Source organism: Luteibacter sp. SVR4-7G (assembly GCF_056755555.1).
The window spans coordinates 1-22,772 of record NZ_JBPGXO010000021.1 but is presented as its reverse complement, the minus strand read 5'-3'; the positions used below and the strand labels follow the sequence as shown (position 1 = coordinate 22,772).

20 protein-coding genes and 1 pseudogene are annotated in these 22,772 nt (G+C 65.8%); 3 read left to right on the top strand and 18 right to left on the bottom strand.

Going from position 1 to position 22,772, the window contains the following annotated elements; translation table 11 throughout:
* Positions 1-36: 36 nt before the first annotated feature.
* On the top strand, positions 37-2,619 hold the full coding sequence (gene mutS, locus ACR9ZH_RS09870) for a DNA mismatch repair protein MutS (protein ID WP_481290590.1): 2,583 nt from the start codon (positions 37-39) through the stop codon (positions 2,617-2,619).
* Positions 2,620-2,725: 106 nt separating this feature from the next.
* On the opposite strand, the gene ACR9ZH_RS09865 is transcribed toward mutS, so the two are convergent.
* From ACR9ZH_RS09865 to htpX, 4 genes are all read right to left on the bottom strand, one after another.
* Positions 2,726-3,124, bottom strand: a complete 399-nt coding sequence (locus tag ACR9ZH_RS09865) for an RNA-binding S4 domain-containing protein (protein ID WP_481290589.1) — start codon at positions 3,122-3,124, stop codon at positions 2,726-2,728.
* A gap of 37 nt (positions 3,125-3,161) precedes the next feature.
* Complete coding sequence (locus ACR9ZH_RS09860; protein ID WP_481290588.1) at positions 3,162-4,067, bottom strand: AEC family transporter; 906 nt, start codon at positions 4,065-4,067, stop codon at positions 3,162-3,164.
* A 194-nt stretch (positions 4,068-4,261) separates the two neighbouring features.
* Positions 4,262-6,127 (bottom strand): molecular chaperone HtpG, encoded by a 1,866-nt coding sequence (gene htpG, locus ACR9ZH_RS09855; RefSeq protein ID WP_481290587.1) that lies wholly within the window; start codon positions 6,125-6,127, stop codon positions 4,262-4,264.
* A gap of 105 nt (positions 6,128-6,232) precedes the next feature.
* Positions 6,233-7,123, bottom strand: coding sequence for a protease HtpX (gene htpX, locus ACR9ZH_RS09850; RefSeq protein ID WP_481290586.1), 891 nt, complete (start codon positions 7,121-7,123; stop codon positions 6,233-6,235).
* A 191-nt stretch (positions 7,124-7,314) separates the two neighbouring features.
* Here htpX and gluQRS point away from each other — a divergent pair, with 191 nt between their 5' ends.
* Both gluQRS and phbB read left to right on the top strand, forming a co-directional pair.
* The gene (gluQRS, locus tag ACR9ZH_RS09845) at positions 7,315-8,199 is read left to right on the top strand and encodes a tRNA glutamyl-Q(34) synthetase GluQRS (protein ID WP_481290585.1); all 885 of its coding nucleotides are present in this window, start codon (positions 7,315-7,317) and stop codon (positions 8,197-8,199) included.
* A gap of 56 nt (positions 8,200-8,255) precedes the next feature.
* On the top strand, positions 8,256-8,996 hold the full coding sequence (gene phbB / locus ACR9ZH_RS09840) for an acetoacetyl-CoA reductase (RefSeq protein ID WP_481290584.1): 741 nt from the start codon (positions 8,256-8,258) through the stop codon (positions 8,994-8,996).
* An 89-nt stretch (positions 8,997-9,085) separates the two neighbouring features.
* On the opposite strand, the gene ACR9ZH_RS09835 is transcribed toward phbB, so the two are convergent.
* The 14 genes and pseudogenes from ACR9ZH_RS09835 to ACR9ZH_RS09770 all read right to left on the bottom strand — a co-directional run.
* Positions 9,086-10,192, bottom strand: a complete 1,107-nt coding sequence (locus tag ACR9ZH_RS09835) for a catalase family protein (protein ID WP_481290583.1) — start codon at positions 10,190-10,192, stop codon at positions 9,086-9,088.
* Between the two features lie 109 nt (positions 10,193-10,301).
* Positions 10,302-10,607 (bottom strand): STAS domain-containing protein, encoded by a 306-nt coding sequence (locus tag ACR9ZH_RS09830; protein ID WP_481290582.1) that lies wholly within the window; start codon positions 10,605-10,607, stop codon positions 10,302-10,304.
* Positions 10,608-10,618: 11 nt separating this feature from the next.
* A complete protein-coding gene (locus tag ACR9ZH_RS09825) occupies positions 10,619-11,797 on the bottom strand; it encodes a methyl-accepting chemotaxis protein (protein ID WP_481290581.1) in 1,179 nt (392 codons plus the stop codon).
* Between the two features lie 15 nt (positions 11,798-11,812).
* Entirely contained in the window at positions 11,813-12,910 is a 1,098-nt protein-coding gene (locus ACR9ZH_RS09820) for a protein-glutamate methylesterase/protein-glutamine glutaminase (RefSeq protein ID WP_481290621.1), read from the bottom strand.
* A gap of 58 nt (positions 12,911-12,968) precedes the next feature.
* Positions 12,969-13,628, bottom strand: coding sequence for a chemoreceptor glutamine deamidase CheD (gene cheD, locus ACR9ZH_RS09815; protein ID WP_481290580.1), 660 nt, complete (start codon positions 13,626-13,628; stop codon positions 12,969-12,971).
* On the bottom strand, positions 13,625-14,500 hold the full coding sequence (locus tag ACR9ZH_RS09810; protein ID WP_481290579.1) for a CheR family methyltransferase: 876 nt from the start codon (positions 14,498-14,500) through the stop codon (positions 13,625-13,627). Before ACR9ZH_RS09810 ends, cheD begins: the two co-directional genes overlap by 4 nt.
* 3 nt (positions 14,501-14,503) lie before the next feature.
* The gene (locus ACR9ZH_RS09805; protein WP_481290578.1) at positions 14,504-16,216 is read right to left on the bottom strand and encodes a methyl-accepting chemotaxis protein; all 1,713 of its coding nucleotides are present in this window, start codon (positions 16,214-16,216) and stop codon (positions 14,504-14,506) included.
* A gap of 83 nt (positions 16,217-16,299) precedes the next feature.
* On the bottom strand, positions 16,300-16,815 hold the full coding sequence (locus ACR9ZH_RS09800; protein ID WP_481290577.1) for a chemotaxis protein CheW: 516 nt from the start codon (positions 16,813-16,815) through the stop codon (positions 16,300-16,302).
* A 230-nt stretch (positions 16,816-17,045) separates the two neighbouring features.
* Positions 17,046-19,025 carry a chemotaxis protein CheA gene (locus ACR9ZH_RS09795; protein ID WP_481290576.1) on the bottom strand — a complete coding sequence of 660 codons (1,980 nt, stop codon included), beginning with the start codon at positions 19,023-19,025 and terminating at the stop codon, positions 17,046-17,048.
* 39 nt (positions 19,026-19,064) lie between these two features.
* Positions 19,065-19,427: a response regulator gene (locus tag ACR9ZH_RS09790; protein WP_166697679.1), complete on the bottom strand. Its 363-nt coding sequence runs from the start codon at positions 19,425-19,427 to the stop codon at positions 19,065-19,067.
* 10 nt (positions 19,428-19,437) lie between these two features.
* Complete coding sequence (locus ACR9ZH_RS09785; protein ID WP_481290575.1) at positions 19,438-19,755, bottom strand: STAS domain-containing protein; 318 nt, start codon at positions 19,753-19,755, stop codon at positions 19,438-19,440.
* A gap of 114 nt (positions 19,756-19,869) precedes the next feature.
* On the bottom strand, positions 19,870-20,100 hold the full coding sequence (locus ACR9ZH_RS09780) for a hypothetical protein (RefSeq protein ID WP_481290574.1): 231 nt from the start codon (positions 20,098-20,100) through the stop codon (positions 19,870-19,872).
* Positions 20,101-20,759: 659 nt separating this feature from the next.
* Positions 20,760-21,185, bottom strand: coding sequence for a hypothetical protein (locus ACR9ZH_RS09775; RefSeq protein WP_481290573.1), 426 nt, complete (start codon positions 21,183-21,185; stop codon positions 20,760-20,762).
* Positions 21,182-22,772: pseudogene (locus tag ACR9ZH_RS09770) on the bottom strand (hypothetical protein); the annotation flags it as partial. The gene ACR9ZH_RS09775 and the pseudogene ACR9ZH_RS09770, both read right to left, overlap by 4 nt.

Below are 22,772 nucleotides of genomic sequence, written 5' to 3'. Positions count from 1 at the left end.
CCCCCGGCCGCCGCACGACATCGACCTCGGAAAATCATGGCTTTAGACGAAGACCGTTCGACCACCGGGCATACCCCCTTCATGCGCCAGTACCTGGCTGCGAAAGCGGAGCACCCGGACATCCTGCTGTTCTTCCGGATGGGCGACTTCTACGAGCTGTTCTACGACGATGCCCGTAGGGCGGCGCGCCTGCTCGATATCACGCTGACCCAGCGCGGCCAGTCGGCCGGCGCCCCCATCCCGATGGCTGGCGTCCCCTACCACGCCGTGGAGAACTACCTGGCCCGGCTGGTGAAGCTGGGCGAATCGGTGGCGCTGTGCGAGCAGATCGGCGATCCGGCCACCTCGAAGGGCCCGGTGAAGCGCGAGGTCGTGCGCATCGTCACACCGGGGACGGTGACCGATGCGGCCCTGATGGAGGAGCGCCGCGACAACCTCTTGTTGTCGATTGCCGCCGGCCCCAAGGGCTACGGACTAGCGTGGGTCGATCTCTCCACCGGCCGCTTCCTGCTCACCGAGGTGGCGACCGCCGAAGGCCTCGCCGCCGAACTGGCGCGGCTGCAGCCGGCCGAGACCCTCGTCGGCGAGGACGTGGCGTGGCCGAAACTCGTTTCGTCCCTGCCCGGCCTGCGCAAGCGCCAGCCGTGGCACTTCGACGGCGACGCGGCCACCCGCGAGTTGTGCCGCTTCTTCAAGACGCGCGACCTGCTCGGCTTCGGCGTGGAAGGCATGCCCCTGGCCATCGCCGCGGCCGGCTGCCTGCTCGGCTACGTGGAAGAAACCCAGAAGAGCGCCCTCCCCCATCTCACCGGCCTCGCGGTGGAAAACGCGGGGGAAACGATCGCGATGGACGCGGCGACACGCCGTAACCTCGAGATCGACACGCACCAGAGCGGCAATGTCGAGAACACCTTGCTGGGCGTGCTTGATGAGACGGTGACACCGATGGGTGCGCGCCTCATGCGCCGCTGGCTCAATCGCCCGCTGCGCGACAGGCAGGTGCTGCGCGGCCGGCACCAGGCCATCGGCAGCCTGATCGATTCGCGCCGGCACGTAAGCCTGCGCGAGCGGCTGCGCGGTATCGGCGACCTGGAGCGCATCCTGGCGCGCGTGGCACTGCGCTCGGCGCGCCCGCGCGATCTTTCCACGCTGCGCGATGGCCTTGCTGCGGCGCCGAACTTGCGCCAGGACATCGAAGGCCTCGACAGCCCCCTGATCCACGCGCTGGTGGAGCGCATCGGCGACCACGCCGATACCGCCGCGCTGCTCGCATCCGCCATCGTTCCCCAGCCGCCGGTGCTGCTGCGCGACGGCGGCGTCCTCGCCGAAGGCTACGATGACGAACTGGACGAGCTCCGCCGCCTCTCCACCAACGCCGACCAGTTCCTGGTCGACATGGAAGAGCGCGAAAAGGCCGCCAGCGGCATTCCGACACTGAAGGTCGGTTATAACCGCGTACACGGCTATTACATCGAGATCACCAAGGCGCAGGCCGACAAGGCACCGCAGCATTACACCCGGCGGCAGACCACGAAGAACGCCGAGCGTTACATCACCGAGGAACTGAAGCAGTTCGAGGACAAGGTGCTTTCGGCGAAGGAGCGTTCGCTGATGCGCGAGCGGGCCCTGTACGAACTGCTGCTGGACAAGCTGATCGAACGCCTCCCGGAGCTGAAGATCGCCGCGGCGGCAATGGCCGAACTCGACGTTCTGGCCAACCTTGCCGATCGCGCCGAATCGCTGGACTGGACCGCACCGCAACTCACCGACGTGCCGGGCATCCGCATCGAGCGCGGACGCCATCCGGTCGTCGAGAAGGTCCGCGAGGAGCCGTTCGAACCCAACGACCTGGTGCTCGACAAGACTCGCCGCATGCTGGTGATCACCGGCCCGAACATGGGCGGTAAATCCACGTACATGCGGCAGAACGCGCTGATCGTGCTCCTCGCGCACATCGGCAGCTACGTCCCCGCGTCGGCCGCCACCATCGGCCCCATCGATCGCATCTTCACCCGCATCGGCGCGGGCGACGATCTGTCCCGCGGCCAGTCCACCTTCATGGTGGAGATGAGCGAGACGGCGAACATCCTGCATAACGCCACAGACTGCAGCCTCGTGCTGATGGACGAAGTGGGACGAGGCACCAGCACGTACGACGGCCTGTCGCTGGCGCGCGCGGCCGCCGTGCACCTGGCTGCCACCAGTTGCGCGTTCACGCTCTTCGCCACGCATTATTTCGAGTTGACCGAGCTCGCCGGCGAGTACCGCACCATCGCGAACGTGCATCTGGACGCCGTGGAGTACGGCGACCAGCTGGTGTTCATGCATACGGTGAAGGACGGCCCAGCCAACCGCAGCTTTGGCTTGCAGGTGGCGGCGCTGGCCGGCTTGCCCAAGAGTGTCATCGCCGACGCGCGCCGCTACCTGGCGGCGCTGGAGCAGGGCCATGAAGTCACCGCCGCGGTGGTGACGCCGCCTGCATCCGCGCCACAGATGGGCCTGTTCGCGCCACCGTTACCCTCGCCCGTGGAAGAAGCGCTGCGGGTGCTGGACCCGGACGACCTGGCTCCGCGGGAAGCCCTGGAACAGCTCTACAAGCTTCGCAAGATGCTGTTGTAGGAGCGCGCATAGCGCGAGACAGCTTTTGAGGCCGTGGCTTCGAGCTGGCGCGCGAGTCCGGAGACAGGCGCGAAAAGATGTCGCGCGCGAGGCGCGCTCCTACAGATCACAGGGTCTTCTTCAGGTCCTGGATCAGGCGGCGTGCGTGCTTGTCTGGTCGTGAGTCCGGCCGCAGCAGTGCGCCGCCGGTGAGGCGGCGGTCTTCGCGGCGGCGTTCCCGCTCGGCGATGCTTTCGTCGGTTTCGGTGTAGAGCTTCTGCGCTTCCGCTGCGGGCCCGCGCTTTTCGGACAGTGCCGCCACCACGCAGGCGATGCGCTCCTCGCCACGGGTGATCCGGAACTCGTCCCCCGGATGCACTAGCTTGGCCGGCTTGCAGGTCGCATCGTTGAGTTCGACCTTGCCACCCTCGATCGCCTGCTTGGCGAGGCTGCGGGTCTTGAAGAAACGCGCGGCCCAGAGCCACACGTCGGCGCGTACGCCAGGAGTCGTCGATGGGTTGGTCATGGAAGAAAGGTACGGTGGTCGTCGCGGATGCCAGGATTTATCCGGCTGGCAGCAGCATGTTACCGAGGGGGATCGTCACGAGCGAGAGAAGGATGCCCGCACCGAGGACGGTATTGGCCAGCTGCAGTTCCAGTTCGTACTGGTCGGCCAGGATCGCCGCGGAAATCATGGGCGCCATGGCGGCCTGCAGCACGCCCACCGTGAGGGTCAGCCCGCCGATACCGGCCGCCACGCCAAGCCCCAGCACCACCAACGGCGCCAGCACCAGTTTCCAGCCGAGCCCGGCGACCAACGCGCCCACCTGCTCGCGATGCAAGTGGAGGCGGAACTGCAATCCCACCGAAAAAAGCGCCAGCGGCGTCAGGGTCTGGCCGATCTGGAGCAAGGGTTTCTCGAGGGCCACAGGCAGGCCACCTGCCAGCCCGATGACGACGCCCACCAGCATCGCGATGAAGGCGGGAAACGTCACCACGCGGCGCAGGATCGCCGAGGCGCTCGTGCCCTGTCCCGAATACAGCGACGCCACGACGATGCCGCCCGCCGCGAGCATGGGGAAACAACCCAGCTGGTCGGCGATCACGGCGATGGAAAGTCCTTCCTTGCCATGCAGGGCTTCCACCAAGGGATAGCCCATGAAGGAGGTGTTGCCCAGTCCGCAGACGAGGGCGAGACACCCGACCCGGCGCGGCGACCAGCCGAAGATCCTGCCGAGCACCGCGAACAGGGCCCAGGCTCCGAAGAAGGTCACGTACATGCCGACGACGGGAAACCAAAGCCGCGTATCGATCGTCACGTGCGGCACCAGTGCCAGCACGAGCGCCGGCAGCGCGATGTTCAGCACCCACCAGTTGATGCCTGGGACGATGCCTTCGGGAAGCGGCGCGTAGCGCCGGCAGAGGATGCCGAGGGCCAGGCAGAGGAAGAGGATCAGGAGCGCGGACATGGGCGGAACGATAGCAGAGCGTCCCTGGGCTGCCGCACGCGTCGATCCGGGTGCATCGGGCGACTCTCCGCCGGGATAACGAGGACCCTTGTAGGAGCGGACTTGTCCGCGACGGCTTTTCGCGAAAGGCAGCAGGCCCTGTTGCGTTCCTGCGAAAGGCTGTCGCGGACAAGTCCGCTCCTACGGTACCGAGGTCAGCCCAGCAGCACCCGGTTCATCCGCTGCACGAACGCGGCGGGGTCGGCCAACTGCGCACCGGCGGTGATTTCCGCTTGTTCGAACAGCAGCGCGGCGAGGTCACCCGCCTTCGTGTCGTCCGTCTCGCCAGCCAGGCGCTTCACCAGCGCGTGATCCGGGTTGAGTTCCAGCACGGGCTTCGAATCCGGCACGTCCTGCCCCGCTTCACGCAGCAGGCGGGCAAGGTGCGGCGCCAGGTCGAAATCGGCCAGCGCGAGGCACGACGGCGAATCGGTCAGGCGCGCCGAAACGCGCACTTCCTTCACGCGGTCGCCGAGCAGCGTCTTCACCCGCTCGAGCAGCGGCGCGGCCGCGGCGGAAGCGGCTTCCTGCTTTGCCTTGTCGGCCTCGTCCAGCGGGAATTCGCCCTTGGCGACGTTGCGCAGACGCTTGCCGCCGTACTCGGTGAGGTAGCCGAGCATCCACTCGTCCACACGGTCGGACATCAGCAGCACTTCAATGTCCTTCGCCTTCAGCGCTTCCAGCTGCGGGCTGCCGGCGGCAGCGGCATAGCTGTCCGCGGTGACGTACCAGATGGTGTCCTGGCCGACGGCCATGCGCCCGATGTAATCGTCGAACGACACCGTCTTGGCCGCACCGTCGCCCTTGGTCGACGCGAAGCGCAGCAGCTTCGCGATGCGCTCGCGGTTCGCGGTGTCTTCGACGACGCCTTCCTTCAGGGTGTTGCCGAAGCCCGTGAGGAAGGTGGCGAACTTCTCCGGCTCGTCGCGCGCGATGCGCTCGAGCAGGTCGAGCACGCCCTTCACGCAGCGCGCCTTGATCTGCTCGAGCTGGCGGTTGTGCTGGAGGATTTCGCGGCTCACGTTGAGCGGGAGGTCGTCGGCGTCCACCACGCCGCGCACGAAGCGCAGGTAGTTCGGCAACAGTTCCTCGGCGGCGTCCATGATGAAGACGCGCTTGATGTAGAGCTTCAGACCCTTGCGCTCGTCGCGGCCGCCCATCATGAGGTCGAAGGGCGGCTGCTCGGGCACGTACAGCAGGGTGGTGAAGCTCTGGTTGCCTTCGACGCGGTTGTGCGTCCAGGCCAGCGCGTCATTGAAGTCGTGGCCCAGCGCCTTGTAGAAGTTCTGGTATTCCTCGTCGCTGATCTCGCTCTTCGGGCGTGTCCAGAGCGCCGAAGCCGAGTTGACGGTCGTCCACTCGGTGGGATCGGGCTTGCCGTCCTTTTCGGCCGGCATGCGGATCGGGAAGGCCACGTGGTCGGAGTACTTGGTGATGGCGCCACGCAGCGTCCACGACTTCAGGAATTCGTCTTCGTCCGCCTTCAGATGCAGCACGACGGTCGTGCCGCGCTCGGTGACGTTGGCATCTTCCAGCGTGTATTCGCCCTTGCCGTCGCTTTCCCAGCGCACCCCGGCCACGGCGGGCTGCCCGGCGCGGCGGGTGATCACCGTGACCTTGTCGGCCACGACGAAGGCCGAATAGAAACCGACGCCGAACTGGCCGATCAGGCGGGCATCCGCCTTGTGCTCGCCGGAAAGCGCTTCGAGGTAACGGCGTGTACCGGAGCTGGCGATCGTGCCGATGTTCGCGACGACTTCTTCACGGCTCATGCCGATGCCGTTGTCGCGCACACTGATGGTGCGCGCTTCCGGATCCCAGGTGACCTGGATGCGCAGGTCGGCATCGCCGTCGGTGAGGGAGGGGTCGGCCAGCGCTTCGAAACGCAGCTTGTCGCAGGCGTCGGAAGCGTTGGAGATCAGCTCGCGCAGGAAGATTTCCTTGTGCGAGTAGAGGGAATGGGTCACCAGGTGCAGGACCTGGGCGACCTCGGCTTCGAACTTACGGGTTTCCTGGCTCACGGTGCCGTTCCTTCAGGGTGGGACAGGCACGGGAGTATGGGGACAGGCGTGGGCCTATAAAAGGCCCCACCCGCCGCCCCTGAGCAGGCAGGGGCGGCGGGGGGATCAGCGAGCGGCCTGGAGGGCTGCGATGCGCTCCTCGATCGGCGGGTGACTCATGAACAGGCGCTTCAGGCCGGAAGCCAGGTGGCCAGAGATGCCGAAGGCCTGGATCGACTGCGGCAGGCTGGTGTCGCCGTGGTTGCCCGACAGGCGCTGCAGGGCCGAGATCATGGAGGCGCGGCCGGCCAGCTGGGCGCCGGCGGCGTCCGCCCGGAACTCGCGCCAGCGCGAGAACCACATGACGATCATGGAGGCGAACAGGCCGAAGACGATCTGCAGGACCATCACCACGACGAAGTAGCCGATGCCGCCTTCGCCGTCACGGTCGCGGCCACCGCTCAGCCAGCTGTCCACCACACGGCCGACGATGCGGGCCAGGACGATGACCAGGGTGTTCAGCACGCCCTGGATGAGGGTGAGCGTGACCATGTCGCCATTGGCGACGTGACCGATCTCGTGGCCGAGCACGGCCGACACCTGCTCCCGGTCCATCTGCTGGAGCAGGCCCGTGCTCACCGCCACGAGGGCATTGTTGCGGCTCATGCCCGTGGCGAAGGCATTCATCTCCGGAGCCTCGTAGACGGCCACCTCGGGCATGCCGATGCCCGCCTTCTCGGCGTGGCGGCGCACGGTCTCGAGCAGCCAGCGCTCGGATTCGTTACGCGGCTCGGTGATCACCTGGGCGCCGGTGGACATCTTCGCCATCCACTTCGAGATGGCCAGCGAGATGAAGGCGCCGCCCATGCCGAAGACCGAGGCGAACACGATGAGCCCGCCGATGCCCATGCCGCGTTGGGCCGCCCACTGGTCGATGCCGAGGACATGGCAGACGCAGGTCAGGAGGACGATGACGGCGAGGTTGGTGGCGACGAACAGGGCAATGCGCTTGAACATGATCGGTCTCTCTTTTGGCGGCTGGCGATGGCGCCGCCTGTGCCAAGTTTTCGGGGCGAACCGTGAACGATTCAATGCCGGCACGCCGATGGCGAGGGGAAAGCCGCCCCGGCGCGGCCCGGCGCTGTGGGCATCGCCTACACTTGTCGGCGTCCGCCCAGCACACCTTTGAGAATCCGCTCAAATCAGCCATGACACCCGTTTCCTGCTATCGCGGGCGCTTCGCCCCCTCCCCGACCGGCGCCCTGCATTTCGGCTCCCTCGTGGCCGCGGTGGGCAGCTGGCTGGTGGCGCGGCAGGCCGGTGGCGAATGGCTGGTGCGCATCGAAGACATCGATCCGCCACGGGAGGTTCCCGGCTCGGCGGCGGCGATCCTCGCCACGCTGGAGGCCTTCGGCCTCACGCCCGACCTGCCGCCGGTCTTCCAGTCGCAACGGCATGAAGCGTACGCCGCGGCCTTCGAGCGCCTGCGCGAAAGTGGCCAGGTGTTCCCGTGCTGGTGCAGCCGCGCCGACCTGGCGGCCCATGAGGGCATCCATCGCGACGGCCGCTGCGTCATCCCGCCGGACCCGTCACGTTCCCCGGCCTGGCGCCTGCGTACGCCGGACCTCACGGTCCGGTGGCAGGACGACCTGCAGGGCCCCCAGGCAGAGAACCTGCGCGAGGTCGCGGGCGATTTCGTCATCCGCCGCGTCGAGGGCTTCTGGTCCTATCAGCTTGCCTGCGTCGTCGACGATGCCGATCAGGAAATTACCCACGTGGTCCGGGGTGCCGACCTGCTGGATTCCACGGCCCGGCAGATCCATCTCCAGCGACTTCTGGCCTTGCCCACGCCGGGCTACCTGCACCTCCCTCTCGTGCTCGACGGGGAAGGCCGGAAGCTGTCCAAATCGACGGCGGCCCTGCCGGTGGACGCCCGGGATCCCCTGCCCGCCCTGCGCCTGGCGCTGGACTGGCTGGGTGTCTTGACGCCCTCTAGCGCAGGCACGCCGGAAAAGCTGCTGCGCGACGCACTGCACGGATTCGCGCCTGCGTCGCTTCGCCGCAGTAGTCTTGGCGCGGCGGCGACGCTATAAGAATCGTTTGCCCGGCGACGGGCCACCACGGGATCGCAGCGAGGATGAAGCAAGGCATGACACAGCGTACGGCACTGGTGACCGGCGGCACGGGCGGCATCGGTACGGCGATCGTGCGCTACCTTGCCCGCCAGGGCCACCGGGTCGCCACCAACTTCCGCGACGAGGCCCGCGCCGCTGCCTGGCGCGAGGACATGATCCGCGACGGCATCGACGTGGTGATGGTGCCGGGCGACGTGTCCGATCCCGTCTCCGCGGAATCGATGATCCGCGCGGTGGAGGAACTGGCGGGACCGGTGGAAATCCTGGTCAACAACGCCGGCATCACCCGCGACACCACCTTCCACAAGATGGACTACCAGCAGTGGACCGAGGTGGTGAACACCAACCTCAACGCCTGCTTCAACGTGACCCGGCCGGTGATCGAAGGCATGCGTTCGCGCCAATGGGGCCGCATCGTCCAGATCAGTTCGATCAACGGACAGAAAGGCCAGTACGGCCAAGCCAACTACGCAGCGGCCAAGGCCGGCGTGCACGGCTTCACCATTTCGCTCGCCCAGGAGAACGCGCGCTTCGGCATCACCGTGAACACGGTATCGCCGGGATATGTCGGCACCGACCTGGTCATGGCCGTGCCCGAGGACATCCGCGCCAAGATCATCGCGCAGATACCCGTGGGCCGGCTCGGCCGGCCCGAGGAGATCGCGCACGCCGTCGCCTTCCTCACTTCCGAGGATTCCAGCTGGATTACCGGATCCAACCTGGCGATCAACGGCGGCCACTACATGGGCTGGTAGGAGCGCGCCCTGCGCGCGACATGTTTTGGGGCCGTGAGCAGCAGGGCCTGTGGCTCATCGCGAAAGGCTGTCGCGCGCTGGGCGCGCTCCTACAGTTCCAGGTCTCGTATTGACCTGGGTTCCGTGATCGTCACGTTGTTGTGGTGCGCGCGGAATTTCGCCATCACCTTGTAGGCGACGCGGCGCGCGCGCATCACAGAGCCCAGCGGCCGGTGGGCGGCCAGTCCGTGCCATGGGCTGAACGCCATGCGGTCGTCGATGGCGGCGCGGCGGGCGGCGTTCCACGCGGGTTGCGGAGGCACGACGATGCGAGCGACGTCGATATAGGGGCTCTTCTCCTCAGGCCATGCCACCGAGGCATCCTCGATCGGCATGGATTCGGGATCCGTGCAGAACTGCACGCGAACATCCCACTCGCCACCTTCCTCCGCGAAGTGGTTCACCATCGCCTCGCGCAGGCCGTTCGGCTTGCCGTTGACGTTCAGCTCGGCATCGGTGAGGACGGTAAGGTTCGGCGAGCGCGGTGCCACGGCCAGTTTCACCACATAATCGCCGAAGCGCAGTGGTGCCTGGCTGTAATAGGTATCGCCGAGCGGATGCGTTTCGGGCTGGCCGCCCAGGTTCAGCAACGTGGCACTCTTGCCGCCGAAGGCTTCGATGATGCGTTCCGTGCCACGCAGCACGGCGGACAGGGCCTTCTTCGCTCCCTCCGCGCGGTCCGTCGTCGCGGCCACCAGCTTCAATGCGGCGGCGAAGCGCTTCGCGTTGGGCGCCGAGAACACGGGGCCGTTCACCAGCACGAAATCCTGGGTCACGTCGCCGTCGCTGCCCGGCAGACGCTCGCCTTCCACGCCGATGACCTTGAGGGCCATGCCGCGGGGCGTGGATACGCTGTCGTCCAGAAGGTCGCCGGGCACCGTCGAAAGCCGCATCACCAAGGGATAGCTGCCAGGCTTCGCGAAGAGGCCCTGAGCCAGTTCCCGCGGCAGGTCGTCGGGAACGACCAGCTCCCCGGTCAGCAGCGCGTGGCTCTTGGCATGCACCGAGCGATTGGCGTGCTTCTCGTGCTCCAGCGTGGTCTGGTTGATCCGCGTCAGCGTCTCGATCAGCTGCTCGACGGTCTCGGCCTCGTCGGGCTCGATGCGCTCCAGCGACTCGTCGAAGTGGATCGGCGGCGGGTGCAGGGAGAGGGGCATGGCGAAGCTCGGCGCTGGCGGTCGCGAAATCTTGCCGCCAACGCCGTGAAGGGCCGGTCAGATCCCGCCCCTGGCCAGCCGCCTTTGTACGACTGAGTCGAAAGCCGTTTCAGTGCACGGTGAAAAGTTTGTCGAAGCCCGCGATGCGCAGCGTGTTGCGGAGGTCGGCGCTGGCATTGACGATGCGGATCTCCGCGCGGTCGCCGCCGGCATGCTCGCGCAGGAGCATGAGCATGCCCAGCGCGGAGCTGTCCATGCTGGCGACCTGTTCGAGGTCGAGCACGTAGCTGCGTGCCGCCGGCACGTCGCCGAGGCAAGCGTCATGGAAGGCCCGGTGGATCGAGAAATCGAAGCGCTCGCCCAGGTGGAGGGTGAGGCAGCCCTGTTCGGAATCGTGGTGGACGTTGATGGCCATGGAAGCTTTCCTCAGAACAGGTCGATGTCGCCGGCAGCCATGGACTGCTGGAGGGCCGGGCCGCGCGAACGCAGGCGGGCACGCTCGCGCTGCTCGGCCAGCCGGGAACGCACGCGCTGCGCGCGGGCGCCAAGCTCGGAGGCGTCGGCCGGCGCGCAGGCCAGCTCCTCGATATCGCGGGTGCAGTCGGCGGTGATCTCCTGCAGTTCCACCAGCCTCGAACGGGTCTGGTGCAGCAGCTGGCTGAGGATGTCCTCGAACTGCAGCGAGCGGATGGTGGTGGACACGTCGTTGCCCAGGCCGCGGTTGATCGAGGCGGCCTCGTCGGCGGCGGCACTGGTGCGCGCGTTGGACTCGGTGATCGTGGACATCATCTCGTCGATTCCGCCCTTGGTGGACAGCGCCACGTTCATGTCCTGCGAGGCCATGTGGCCGACCAGTTCGCGCAGCTGTTCCATGGCCGTACGCGAGCGCTCCACGTGCGTGCCGATCTTCTCGTTGAACTGGTTGCTGTGCTGGGCCAGGTTGCGGATCTCGCCCGCGACCACCGCGAAGCCGCGGCCGGATTCGCCGGCGCGCGCCGCTTCGATGGCGGCGTTGAGTGCCAGCAGGTTGGTTTCCTCGGCGATGGTGTTCACGTTCTTCAGCAGCGCGAACACGGCGTCCATTTCCTTCGCCATGCCATCGATGCGGTAGACGATGCGCAGGCTCTCGCGCGAAAGCTGCACGATCAGGCCGACGAAGTGCTCGAGCAGGCTCGCCGTGCGATCGGCGAAGTCCTGCACCGAGATGCCCTTGCCGCCGGCCTCGATGATTTCGCTGAGCAGCTTCTGCTGCTTGCCGGTCTTGTGCGACAGGCCGTTGAAACCGCCGCCGAGCTCGGCCACGGCGTCACGCAGCAGCTCCAGTGCCTGGTTCAGTTCGCGGCTGGCATGGCCAAGCTCGTCGACGATGGCACTGCGCACGTCCTCCATCGCTTCGCGCACGGAGGCCTCGTCGCTGGTCGCGGAGCTCAGCACCACTTCCACCTCGGGCAAGCGCTCGGTACGCAGGCTGATCGCAATCCAGGTCGCCGTCAGCAGGGCCACCACGACCGGAGCGACCCAGGGCGAGTGGAATACCAGCACCAGCACCAGCGCGATGGCGCTGGCGGTGAAGCCGACGCTGTGTTCGTTTTTTGGGATCAGCATGATGACTCTCGTTAATCAGGTGCCGACGCGCGCGGCGGCGGGCACGGGGGTATTGGCGAGCGCGAGCAGGCGCGCGGCGATGGCATCGAGGGCAAGCATTTCGCCGGCGGCGCCGGCTTTCCAGGCGGCACCGGGCATGCCCCAGACCACGGAGCTGGCTTCGTCCTGCACGAGGGTATGGGCGCCAATCTCCTTCAGCTCGCCAAGGCCGCGTGCGCCGTCGTCGCCCATGCCGGTGAGCAGGCAACCGATCGTGGCGGCGCCGACGCTGGCGGCCATGGAGCGGAACAGCACGTCGACCGCCGGCTTGTGGCGGTTCACCGGTGGGCCGTCGTGCAGGCGGCACACGTGCCGCGCGCCGTCCCACATCACCAGCAGGTGCTGGCTGCCCGGGGCGATGTACGCATGGCCCGGCTGGATCGGTTGGCCGTCGCGGGCCTCGCACACGCGCATGGCCGAGCAGGAATCCATGCGGGCAGCGAACGGGCCGCTGAACGCGGCAGGGATATGTTGCGTGATGACGATGGGCGGCGCGGTGGGCGGCATCGCCTCGAGCACGACGCGGATGGCCTCGGTACCGCCGGTAGAGGCACCGATGGCGATGATCCGCGTGCCGCCGCGCGTACCGGCCGCCTGCGCGCGCGGCAGCACGGCATCGGCGGACAGGCGCGGCGCCACGTCGAGCTTGGTCACCGTCGCGCGTTCGCGCGGCTTGGCGCCGGCGGCGAGGCGCACCTTCGCGCAGATTTCGGGCGCATGCTCCATGAAGGTATTGGCCAGGTCCGCCGACGGCTTGGTGAAGAAATCCACCGCTCCGAGCTCAAGGGCCCGGAGCGTGACGTCGGCACCCTTCTCGGTGAGCGTGGACACCATCACCACCGGCATCGGGCGCAGGCGCATGAGGTTGTCGAGGAAGGTCAGCCCGTCCATGCGCGGCATCTCGACGTCGAGCGTGAGCACGTCGGGATTGAGCTGCTTGATCTTGTCGCGTGCGATCAGCGGGTCCGCGGCGGTGCCCACCACCTCGATGCCCGGATCGGACTCGAGCATGGCGGTCAGCACCTTACGTACCAGGGCCGAATCGTCGACGATAAGAACGCGTACTTTCTGCATGGGCTCTGGCAGCTCGGTGGCGGAGGCGGTGACGAGGCAGGCTGCCTGACGGGACACGTCAGAACAGCTCGACCTCTCCCTTTATCGGATCGTCAGCCAATCGCTTGAGGTACCGCTTCTCGCGATCGGCCAGGCTGTGGTCGTGCATGGAGCGCATCTGGCGCACCCGTACCTTGCCGCTCACCGGGAAGAACTGGACCTGGCGCGGGTAGATGTCGCCCACGTCGGCCGCGCAGAGCTTCAGTTTCTCCGTGGCGATGTACCGCTGCACGAAGGCGATGTTGCGCTGGCCGATGTCGGTCATGGTGGCGAGCACGCGGCCGCCCCCGAAAATCTTCACCTCGAGGTCGTCGCGCTTGCCGCCGGCCTTGAGGATGGCGTTGATCAGCTGCTCCATGGCGTCGTTGCCATAGCGGGCGGCGCGGCCGATCGTGGAACTCCAGCCGTCGCGCTCGCCGGTGGGCTCCGGCAGCATGAAGTGGTTCATGCCGCCGATCCGCCGCCGCGCGTCGCGCACGCAGGCCGACACGCAGGAGCCCAGCACCGTGGAAATCATCTCCTCCTGCACGCTGACGTAGTACTCGCCCGGCAGGACCTTCACCGTGACCACTTCCTGCGCCGGATCCCAGAAACGGCGCACATGCTCGAAGCCCGGCAGCACCTTCGCCGGATCGAAGCCGGCGAAGGTCCTCGGTTGCAGGACGAACGCATCGCTCATGTGCGCTTCCGGTAGACCGTGCGACCGATCAGGTCGAAGTCCTCGGACAGTCCGTACATGGACTCCGAGTGGCCGAGAAACAGGTAGCCACGGCTGTGCAGCATGCCCGCATAACGCGCGAACAGACGCTGCTTCGTGGGCTTGTCGAAATAGATGACCACGTTGCGGCAGAAGATGGCGTCGAACTTGCCCTGCATGGGCCATTCGTGGAGCAGATTCAGCGGCTGGATGGTCACCAGTTCGCGCAGCCGCGGATGGACCTGGGCGTAGCCGTCGTAGCTGCCTTCGCCGCGCAGGAACCAGCGCTTGCGCCGCGCGTCGCTGACGCCGCCCAGGCGGTCGACCGGATAGACGCCCTTCCGCGCCGCAGCGAGCGCTTGCGGCGAAAGATCCGTGGCGAGGATCTTCGCGTCGACGTCGACGCCGGTGCGCTCCAGCGCTTCGGCCAGCACCATGGCGATCGCGTATGGCTCTTCGCCGGTGGAGCAGCCCGCGGACCAGATCCGCAGGCGGCCGCCGCCACGCTTCTCTTCGAGCCAGCGCGGAAGGAGCTCGTCCACGAGCATGTCGTAGTGGTGCATCTCGCGGAAGAACGAGGTGACGTTCGTGCTGATGCAGCTGGCAAGCTCGCCCAGCTCCGACTCCGGATCGCGCCGGAGCAGGTCGCAGTAGGCGGCAAAGCCGGGAAGCCCCAGTGCGCGCAGGCGGCGCAGGAGACGCCCCTGCACCAGCTGGCGCTTGTGATCGCCCAGCGAGATGCCGCAATGCTGCAGCACGAACTCGCGAAGGAAGCCGAACTCGGCTTCCCCGAGGTTCGGACCCGCCGCGCCCGCCGGGCCGACGGCATCACCGCTGTCGACAAGCGCGTTCATCGATCAGAATTCCTTCCAGATTCCCGCGTCGGCGGTTTCAGCCGGACGTTGCGCGCGGGGCGCCGGCGCGCTGCGCACGGCGGCGAACACGGTTTCCATCTCTTCCTGTGCCGCGTCCTTCTTCTTGGCCTTGGCGGCCGGCGAGGCGGAAGCGTTACCACTGATCTGGAAGAACGACACCTGGCGGCTGAGCTCGGTGGCCTGCTCGTGCATGGCACGGGCGGCGGCAGCCGACTCCTCGACCAGCGCCGCGTTCTGCTGGGTCATCTCGTCCATCTGCAGCACGGCGTGGTTCACCTGGTCGATGCCCGCGGACTGCTCGGAGCTGGCGGCGGCGATTTCGGCGACGATGTCCGTGACCTTCTTCACGCTGTCGACGATTTCGGCCAGCGCCTTGCCCGACTGGTCGACCAGTTCGGAACCGGCGCGCACCTTGTCGGCGCTGTCGTTGATGAGACCCTTGATCTCCTTCGCCGCATTGGCGGAGCGTCCGGCCAAGTTGCGCACTTCCGTCGCCACCACGGCGAAACCGCGGCCCTGTTCGCCGGCACGTGCCGCTTCCACCGCCGCATTGAGCGCCAGCAGGTTGGTCTGGAAAGCGATCTCGTCGATGAGGCTGACGATGTCGGAGATCTTCTTGCTGGAGGAGTTGATCTCGCGCATGGCGACGACCGTCTGGGCGACCACCTCGCCACCCTTCTCGGCCTGCTCGCGAGCGCCACGGGCCAGCTGGTTGGCGTGGCTGGCGTTCTCGGCGTTCTGCTTGACGGTGGAGGTCATCTCCTCCATCGATGAAGCGGTTTCCTCGAGGCTGGAGGCCTGTTCCTGGGTGCGCTGCGAAAGGTCGTCGTTGCCGCGCGAGATCTGCTGCGCGGCCGTGCTGACCGAACCGGCGCCATGGCGCACTTCGGAAACGATGGCGCTGAGGCGCTCGTCCATCACGCGGAACGCTTCCTGCAACTGGCCGAGCTCGTCGTTGCGCGTGACCTTCACGTCATGGCCGAGCTTGCCCTCGGCGATGAGATGGGCGACGGAAACCGTCTGCGACAGCGTGCGGATGATCGAGCGGATGACCAGCACGGCGATGAGCAGGCTGATGCCAAGGCCGAGGGCCAGGGCGAAGATGCTCAGCGTGCGGATGGTCCGGTACTGGGCGGATTCTTTCTGGAAGATCGCCTCGGCTTCGATGCGCTTGCCCTCCATGAGCTTCTGCAGCTGGGCCTGGCGATCCATCATCAGCGGACGGACCTGGAGTTCGAGCACGTCGCTGGCACCTTCGTCGCCCTGGTTCAGCGCATCGAGCATATCGCTCTTGCTCTGGTCGTAGTCGGCGTTCGTGGCCTGCCACTTGTCGTAGTACTTCTTGATGTCGGGGGACATCGGGACCTTGCTGAATTCCTGCTTCACCGAGGCCATGTCCGCCTGGTACTTCTGGAACTCGGCGACCTTCTGCTTCACCTGGTCCGGCTTGCCAACCTTGGAGGCGGCTTCACCCAGTACCACGAAGGACATGAGCGAGTTCGCGTTGATGCGCGCGAGCATCTCCGACGGTGCCAGCTCTTCCTCATAGATCCTGCGCATGCCTTCGTTTTGGAAGTGCATGGCGCCGAGGCCGACGGCCGCGCCGCCGATCAGCATGAGCGTGAGCAGGCCGAGCACGCCGTACAGGCGTCCGCGGATGGTGAGGGCAGGCATTTTGAACTTGAACTTCTTCATTGCGATTCCAATCGGCAAGGTGCGGCAAGGGCAAACCAGGCATCACGGCGGGCAAGCCTGGTGGCCTCCCGGTGTTCGTACGCTCAGGCGACGGCTTTCACATCCGGCGAGGCGAGAGCCGCCTCGAGCATCTGGGCATCCTGCGGCTGGAGCAGGCGATCCACGTCGAGGAGCAGCACCATGCGCTCGCCGACGGAAGTCAGGCCCTTCAGGTATTCGGTATCGACGGTGGTGCCCATGTCGGGCACCGGTCGCACGGCGCCCGGGGCGACGTCGACCACGTCGGAGACCGCATCCACCACCACGCCGAACTGGCGGCCGGCGACCATCACGATCACGCAGACGGTGGTGGCGGTGTATTCCTCGCGGGCCAGGCCGAAGCGCAGGCGCAGGTCCAGCACGGGAACGATGGCGCCGCGGAGATTAAGCACGCCGAGCACGTAGGACGGGGCCTGCGGAATGCGGGTGACCGGCGTCCAGCCACGGATTTCACGGACGGCGAGGATGTCGACGCCGTATTCCTCGTTCCCGAGGTTGACGGTGAGGTACTGCGCGGCCTCGTCGGACGCGGCGGTGGCGGTGCTGGCGTGCTCGTTCATGTCGTTCCCACGGCGGATCGGTTCGGCGGTTCGGGACCCCTTCCCAAGGGGTATCGGCCGCGGCCGCAGGGACTTGAGGGGGGAATTCGAGGCGCCCAAGGCAGCAAAGGGCTGCTGTGTAGGAGCGCGCCTTGCGCGCGACATCTTTTGAGGCCGTGAGCAACAGGCCCTGCTGCTCCTCGCGGAAAGATGTCGCGCGCAAGGCGCGCTCCTACGACGGCTTCCTTCGATCAGGCGGCCTTGCGGCGCCCCTGCATGCGCACCAGGCCGGTCACGTCGGCGATCAGCGCCACCGAGCCGTCGGCCAGGATCGTGGCGCCGGAAATCCCCGCCACGCGCCGGTAATTGGCCTCCAGCGACTTCACCACCGCCTGCTGCTGGCCGATCAGCTCATCCACGAACAGGCCGATGCGGGCGCCCTCGCCTTCCACGACGATCACGATGCCCTCGTCGATCGCCCGGCGGCGGCCATCGCAGCCGAACACGTCGAACAGACGCACGATCGGCAGCCACTGGTCGCGGAAGCGGAACAGCTCGCCGCCGCCGGCCACGCTGCGCACAGCGTCCGGCTTCACCTGCACCGATTCCACGATGGAAACCAGCGGCACGATGTAGGTCTCCTCGCCTACCGCGGCGGTGAGGCCGTCGATGATGGCGAGGGTGAGCGGCAGCGTGATGGTGAAAGTGGTGCCGCTGCCCTGCGTGCTGCGGATGCCGACGGTACCGCCGAGATCCATGACATTGCGGCGGACTACGTCCATGCCGACGCCACGACCCGAAAGGTCGGTGGTGGCGGCCGCGGTGGAGAACCCGGCCTCGAAGATCAGCTCGGCCACGGCCTCGTCGGACATGCCGTCACCCGACGCGATGATGCCGCGCTGCACGGCCTTCGCCACGATGGCGTCGCGGTTCAGGCCGGCGCCGTCGTCGGCCACTTCCACCACGATGGAACCGCCGCGATGGAAGGCCTCCATGCGCAGGGTGCCCGTATCGGACTTGCCCGCGGCGAGGCGCTTCGCCGGGCCTTCCAGGCCATGGTCGATGGCGTTGCGCACGAGGTGGACCAGCGGATCGCCGATCTTCTCGAGCACGGTCTTGTCGAGTTCGGTGGTCTCGCCGCGCAGGTCCAGCACCACCTTCTTGTCCAGCTTCTGCGCCAGGTCGCGGACCAGGCGCGGGAAGCGGTTGAACACCGTGCTGATGGGCAGCATGCGGATGCTCATCACGCTTTCCTGCAACTCGCGCGTATGGCGGCCCAGCTGGGCGAGACCATGACGCAGCATTTCCAGCTGCGACGCGTCAACGCCGTCATGGAACTGGCTGAGCATCGACTGGGTGATGACCAGTTCGCCCACGAGGTTGATCAGCGTATCGATCTTCTCGATGCCGACGCGGACGGAACTGGATTCGCTGTTCATGGCCACGTCGCGCACGGCGCGCGGGGCGGACGGCGCAGCCGGGGCGGTGGGCGCGGTGGGCGCGGCCGGAGACGGCGCGGCGAGACGGGGTGTGAGGGTCAGGTCGCAGTCGCCATCGACCCAGTCGAACACGCCTTCGACGGCGGCGCGCTTGGCGCCGGCGTCGAGGTGGAGCGTCCAGCCGAGGTAGGACGATGAGGCGTCCATGTCGGCCAACGCGGGAAGCCTGCTGGCATCGCATTCGGCGCGAAGCGGCCCCAGCGCGCCGAGTTCGCGGAACATGCGCGCCGGATCGTTGCCGGTCTTGAGCAGGTAATCGAAGGGGCGGAAGGCGATGTCCCAGCCTTCGATGGCCTCGGCAGGCGCGGCGGCCTTGGCGGCCACAGGCGCCGCGGCCGTGCCGCCGGACACCATCGCCGAGAGCTCGGCCAGCAGGGCCTGGCTCTCGGCCGTGGCCGCGGGCTTGCCCGCCATCGACAGGGCCAGCATGTCGCGCACGGTGTCGCCCGAGCGAAGCAGCAACTCCACCACGGCCTTTTCCATCGGACGGCGGCCGCTGCGGACCTCGTCCATCAGGTTCTCGGCCACGTGGGTGAACGCCGCCACGTCGGTGAAACCGAACGTGGCCGCGCCGCCCTTGATCGAGTGGGCGGCGCGGAACACCACGTTGATCAGCTCCGGATCGTCGGCACCTTCGTCCAGGGCGAGGAGCGCCTGCTCCATGGCGTCGAGGCCATCGAGGCTTTCCTCGTGGAACGCCTTGTGGAATTGCGCCAGATCGACTTTGGACATGGAGGTGGATCCTGGATTGCCGGAACGTCTTGGAGCGGATTAACCGAGCACGCGGGCGACGGTGGCCAGCAGCTGGTCGGGGTCGAACGGCTTCACCAGCCAGCCGGTGGCGCCGGCGGCCTTGCCTTCCATCTTCTTTTCCGGGTTCGACTCGGTGGTGAGCATGAGGATGGGCACGCCGCTGTAACCGGCCATCGTGCGCATCTCGCGGACCATGGAAATGCCGTCCATCACCGGCATGTTCACGTCGGCCAGGACCAGGTCGAACTTCGTGCCGCGCGCCGTATCCAGCGCCGCCTGGCCGTTATCGGCCTCGTCCACGTCGTGGCCCGCGCCACGCAGGGTGAAGGCCACCATGCTGCGCATGGAGGCCGAGTCGTCTACCGCAAGAATCTTCGCCATCGGAGCACCTTCAGTTCACGCCGGCGTGGGCCGGCAGTTCGATCAAAGCATCAAGGCCCAGCACGGACACGCCGCGCCGGAGAGGGTCGCTGACACCGGTCCAGGCGACGGGAAGGCCCGCCGCACGGGCGTCGCGGGAGAACGCCGCGAGGACCTGCAGTGCCGCCGTATCGACCTGGGCCACGGACGCGCCGTCGAGCTCGACGGGCTGGCCGGCGGCCAGGACGCCCAGCAGCGTATCGCGGAGCGCCGGCGCCGCGCCGATACGCAGGTCGGCATCCAGCGCCAGCGGGGCGCGGGGGGCGTCTTTGGAGGATTTCTTCGCCATCGTCCGTACCGTTGGGACCCTTGGCGCACATCGCCCGGGGGGTCGTTCGATGGGCTTATCGGCTTGCGGGGGGAAAGCTTTAGGGGTGTGGGTTACCCGTTTCGACGCGGGACCTCAGCCCTTTCCGCTATCCCTGCCCTGGTTAGCTATCGATCCGCGACGCACCTTCTGGACCCAAGGGAGCAAGCCGCAAGGATTCTCACGAAACTGCCGCGTCATAACCTCATCCATCGGAATCCTTTCGTCCCACAAGCCCACTCCTCCCACGACAACGCACAAGAACAGCTCCACGCCGACTGCTCGCACCGAATACATTTCTTCGCGATCAATGAATTCGATTTCCATGTACCCAATTCTATAAATGCCTGGCGGCAGGATCCTCAAGACCAGACGTGATTAGAAATGCGCACCACACTGGATGATCGACATTGATGTCAAAAAAGTCTTCAAAGTAAACAAGGCCTAACTCTTCGAGGCGCCGCAGGAACTCGCGCTGCGCCTCAGGGCCGAAGGACGGGCCGAATGAAATCAACTCGTCATTGATGCCTGTGGGTAACGAGGTCTCCCATGCACATGTACACCTGATCAAGCCCTACGCCTCGCTCGATCAGAGACGCGCGCCTAATCACAATCCCGAACTCAACTGATGCATGTATGGACGTCACAACACTACCTATAGTTCGTCGCGATACGGGGCGGATTTCAACGTCTCCTCAAGCGCTTCCTTCACTCGAGCACCCCATTTCGAATCCAACTGACTCATCAGTTTAATTCTCTCGGGAAACGCAATACGATAGCCGCTCCCTATACGTTCCACCAATAGCGGTGCGCTGATGATGCTCCATACGGCCAAATAGTACTCGTCGTCCGAGCCTCCGCGGGTCCCATTCCGTAGTCGGAATATAGGAAGCTCGCTAGCTCATCTGGCACTAAATGGTTCCAAACCCGTTGCGATCGGCACACCGCCGAACAGCGCCGTGTACTGCCGGATATTGTTTTGACACTTAAAGCAAGCCGGCAATTTTTCTTGCCGGTTGTAGCGGTGCGCCAGGGTAACTTTCAATCCACGCCCTGGATCCCTCTAGAATGTCCTGCCCTGCGTTCTCCAGATGTTGGGCCAGGATTCCAACATGAAGATTGAGCCATTGCGCACGAGTAGTCGTTACTGGCTCTTTGGCAAAGAAAGTCAGACGATCTTTGCGAGTGGCCCATAGAAACAAGAACAAGTTGTACCCAGCAATCGGCTCCCCTTGAGTGTCGATATAGATCATGCTCACCCCGTCCCTATCGGTCATGATGTCAATGGCATATTTCGGACCTCGAAGCAGAACATTGTCGGTATCAACGTCGATCACACTGAGGCCGTAGGCCGAGATCAAGTACCCCCATGACACGCGGACGACCTCAGCCAAACTCGAAATGTAATTCATTTCACGAATTTCCCGTCTTTATAAACATACCCCGCCCGTTTGAGCATCAAATATTCTCGCCCGTAGCCCGACAACTCCATCAGTCCCGTCGTCTCATTTGGTTTCACGAGAACGCTAAAGAGACGATTGACGCCTTGCACGTCGAAAGCCGGACGTGTAGCCGCGAGAATGTTATCGCCGCGATCAATTGCATTTGCAAGCCAGGGCTGGTTGTAGTCTGTCCAGAACTGCCTGGGGTTCACATACAGATCGTCCGGAATGTTCAGCACGTTGAATCCACCAGTTCTCGGACCAAGGTTGGTCGTCTTAACGTTCCCAAGCTCATTAATCACCGACTCCATGTCATTCGAGTAGGAGCCAACAATCGTGGTCGTACGACCCTCTGCAGACTGTAAAACCACCCCTGAGGTTGGCTTGTATGTCAGGGTAGCAGTCGCTTCAGCGCTCAGGAGCGTGGCACCTTCCCTGGCACGCGCAGCCGAACTCAGCGCACCAGCGACATTCATAGTTCCAACTGCGCCCAGCGCACCGTAAATGAGTTCTCCGGCGCCCTCTGATATTCCGAACCCTTTCGAGATCGAAGAGCCTATAAATGTGGCACCGTTGGTGCCGGTTGCCGCGGTATCGGCTCCCGCCTTCCAGTTGTCGGCGCCCCAGCCGACAGCAAGCCCTCCTACCAAAGCGGCACCGCAACCTGCACCGAACGACTCCGGACAGGCTGCAAGCCCCCCTGCCGTGAGCACACCCCCTCCAACCATTGCCGCTGCTCCGCTGGCGGATTGAAGCAAGCCGCCCGCACGCGTCACTGGACGGCCGTAGCTATTGTTGACCCATGAAAGAGTGTCAGACAGCCCGCTGTCATACTGAAAGAGATATTCCGTAACTGGAGTCGCCTTGCCGTCCGAGTTCACCCCCATCCGCTGGTAAGACTGCGCTTGTAGAAGCTCCCGCTCACTCGCGTAGTCACTTCCATTGCCGATGGCTTCAAGCTTTGAGTAGTACGCGTACTCCGGGGAGTCCTCCGCGTACTCTGCAGAGCAATGTACAAGCGCACACGCGGCAGCGCTCAGGCGAACCTCCTTGGTCTCGTCCCCGCCAGCAAGTACCTCGATCCTTTGCTTCTCGGTCTCGTGCAGCTGGCGGTTATACAACTCACCATCGAGTGCCGCCGCCGCACCCGCACTGCCGCCAACGGCTCCGCCCACGGCCGTCGCACCCAACTCCATGTACGTCTTCCACTCTTCCGATCCCGGGACGACGCCACTTGAGGCCAGATAGTCTTGCATGGCCTTCGAAGCGGCTTCGGACGAAGCAGCACCGAGCGCTCCCTGCGCTGCATTACCACCCCCGAGTGAAGCCATCGCGGCGCCCACCACGCCGTGAAGAATGACCTTGTTTCGGCTGCCATCCGCCCATGCGTCTCGTTCCTCGTCTGTCGTCGCGTGGTCCTGCATGTACTGCGCAATCGCACCTACGCTGCGCATACCCACATAGCCCGCTTGTGCAGATAGCTCCTGTTCCTCAGCCACCTTCTTGGCGTCATAGCTGTTCTTCAGAGCTCCATCCGCCGGAGTCGGATCCCTATCC

Coding starts and splice junctions, on each gene's coding strand:
- gluQRS (WP_481290585.1), top strand. CDS start 7,315: ATGACACCCGTTTCCTGCTATCGCGGGCGCTTCGCCCCCTCCCCGACC.
- mutS (WP_481290590.1), top strand. CDS start 37: ATGGCTTTAGACGAAGACCGTTCGACCACCGGGCATACCCCCTTCATG.
- ACR9ZH_RS09785 (WP_481290575.1), bottom strand. CDS start 19,755: ATGGCGAAGAAATCCTCCAAAGACGCCCCCCGCGCCCCGCTGGCGCTG.
- phbB (WP_481290584.1), top strand. CDS start 8,256: ATGACACAGCGTACGGCACTGGTGACCGGCGGCACGGGCGGCATCGGT.
- ACR9ZH_RS09820 (WP_481290621.1), bottom strand. CDS start 12,910: ATGCAGAAAGTACGCGTTCTTATCGTCGACGATTCGGCCCTGGTACGT.
- ACR9ZH_RS09795 (WP_481290576.1), bottom strand. CDS start 19,025: ATGTCCAAAGTCGATCTGGCGCAATTCCACAAGGCGTTCCACGAGGAA.
- ACR9ZH_RS09825 (WP_481290581.1), bottom strand. CDS start 11,797: ATGCTGATCCCAAAAAACGAACACAGCGTCGGCTTCACCGCCAGCGCC.
- ACR9ZH_RS09805 (WP_481290578.1), bottom strand. CDS start 16,216: ATGAAGAAGTTCAAGTTCAAAATGCCTGCCCTCACCATCCGCGGACGC.
- ACR9ZH_RS09775 (WP_481290573.1), bottom strand. CDS start 21,185: ATGAATTACATTTCGAGTTTGGCTGAGGTCGTCCGCGTGTCATGGGGG.
- ACR9ZH_RS09780 (WP_481290574.1), bottom strand. CDS start 20,100: ATGGAAATCGAATTCATTGATCGCGAAGAAATGTATTCGGTGCGAGCA.
- ACR9ZH_RS09865 (WP_481290589.1), bottom strand. CDS start 3,124: ATGACCAACCCATCGACGACTCCTGGCGTACGCGCCGACGTGTGGCTC.
- ACR9ZH_RS09830 (WP_481290582.1), bottom strand. CDS start 10,607: ATGGCCATCAACGTCCACCACGATTCCGAACAGGGCTGCCTCACCCTC.
- htpX (WP_481290586.1), bottom strand. CDS start 7,123: ATGTTCAAGCGCATTGCCCTGTTCGTCGCCACCAACCTCGCCGTCATC.
- ACR9ZH_RS09810 (WP_481290579.1), bottom strand. CDS start 14,500: ATGAACGCGCTTGTCGACAGCGGTGATGCCGTCGGCCCGGCGGGCGCG.
- ACR9ZH_RS09860 (WP_481290588.1), bottom strand. CDS start 4,067: ATGTCCGCGCTCCTGATCCTCTTCCTCTGCCTGGCCCTCGGCATCCTC.
- ACR9ZH_RS09790 (WP_166697679.1), bottom strand. CDS start 19,427: ATGGCGAAGATTCTTGCGGTAGACGACTCGGCCTCCATGCGCAGCATG.
- ACR9ZH_RS09835 (WP_481290583.1), bottom strand. CDS start 10,192: ATGCCCCTCTCCCTGCACCCGCCGCCGATCCACTTCGACGAGTCGCTG.
- cheD (WP_481290580.1), bottom strand. CDS start 13,628: ATGAGCGATGCGTTCGTCCTGCAACCGAGGACCTTCGCCGGCTTCGAT.
- ACR9ZH_RS09800 (WP_481290577.1), bottom strand. CDS start 16,815: ATGAACGAGCACGCCAGCACCGCCACCGCCGCGTCCGACGAGGCCGCG.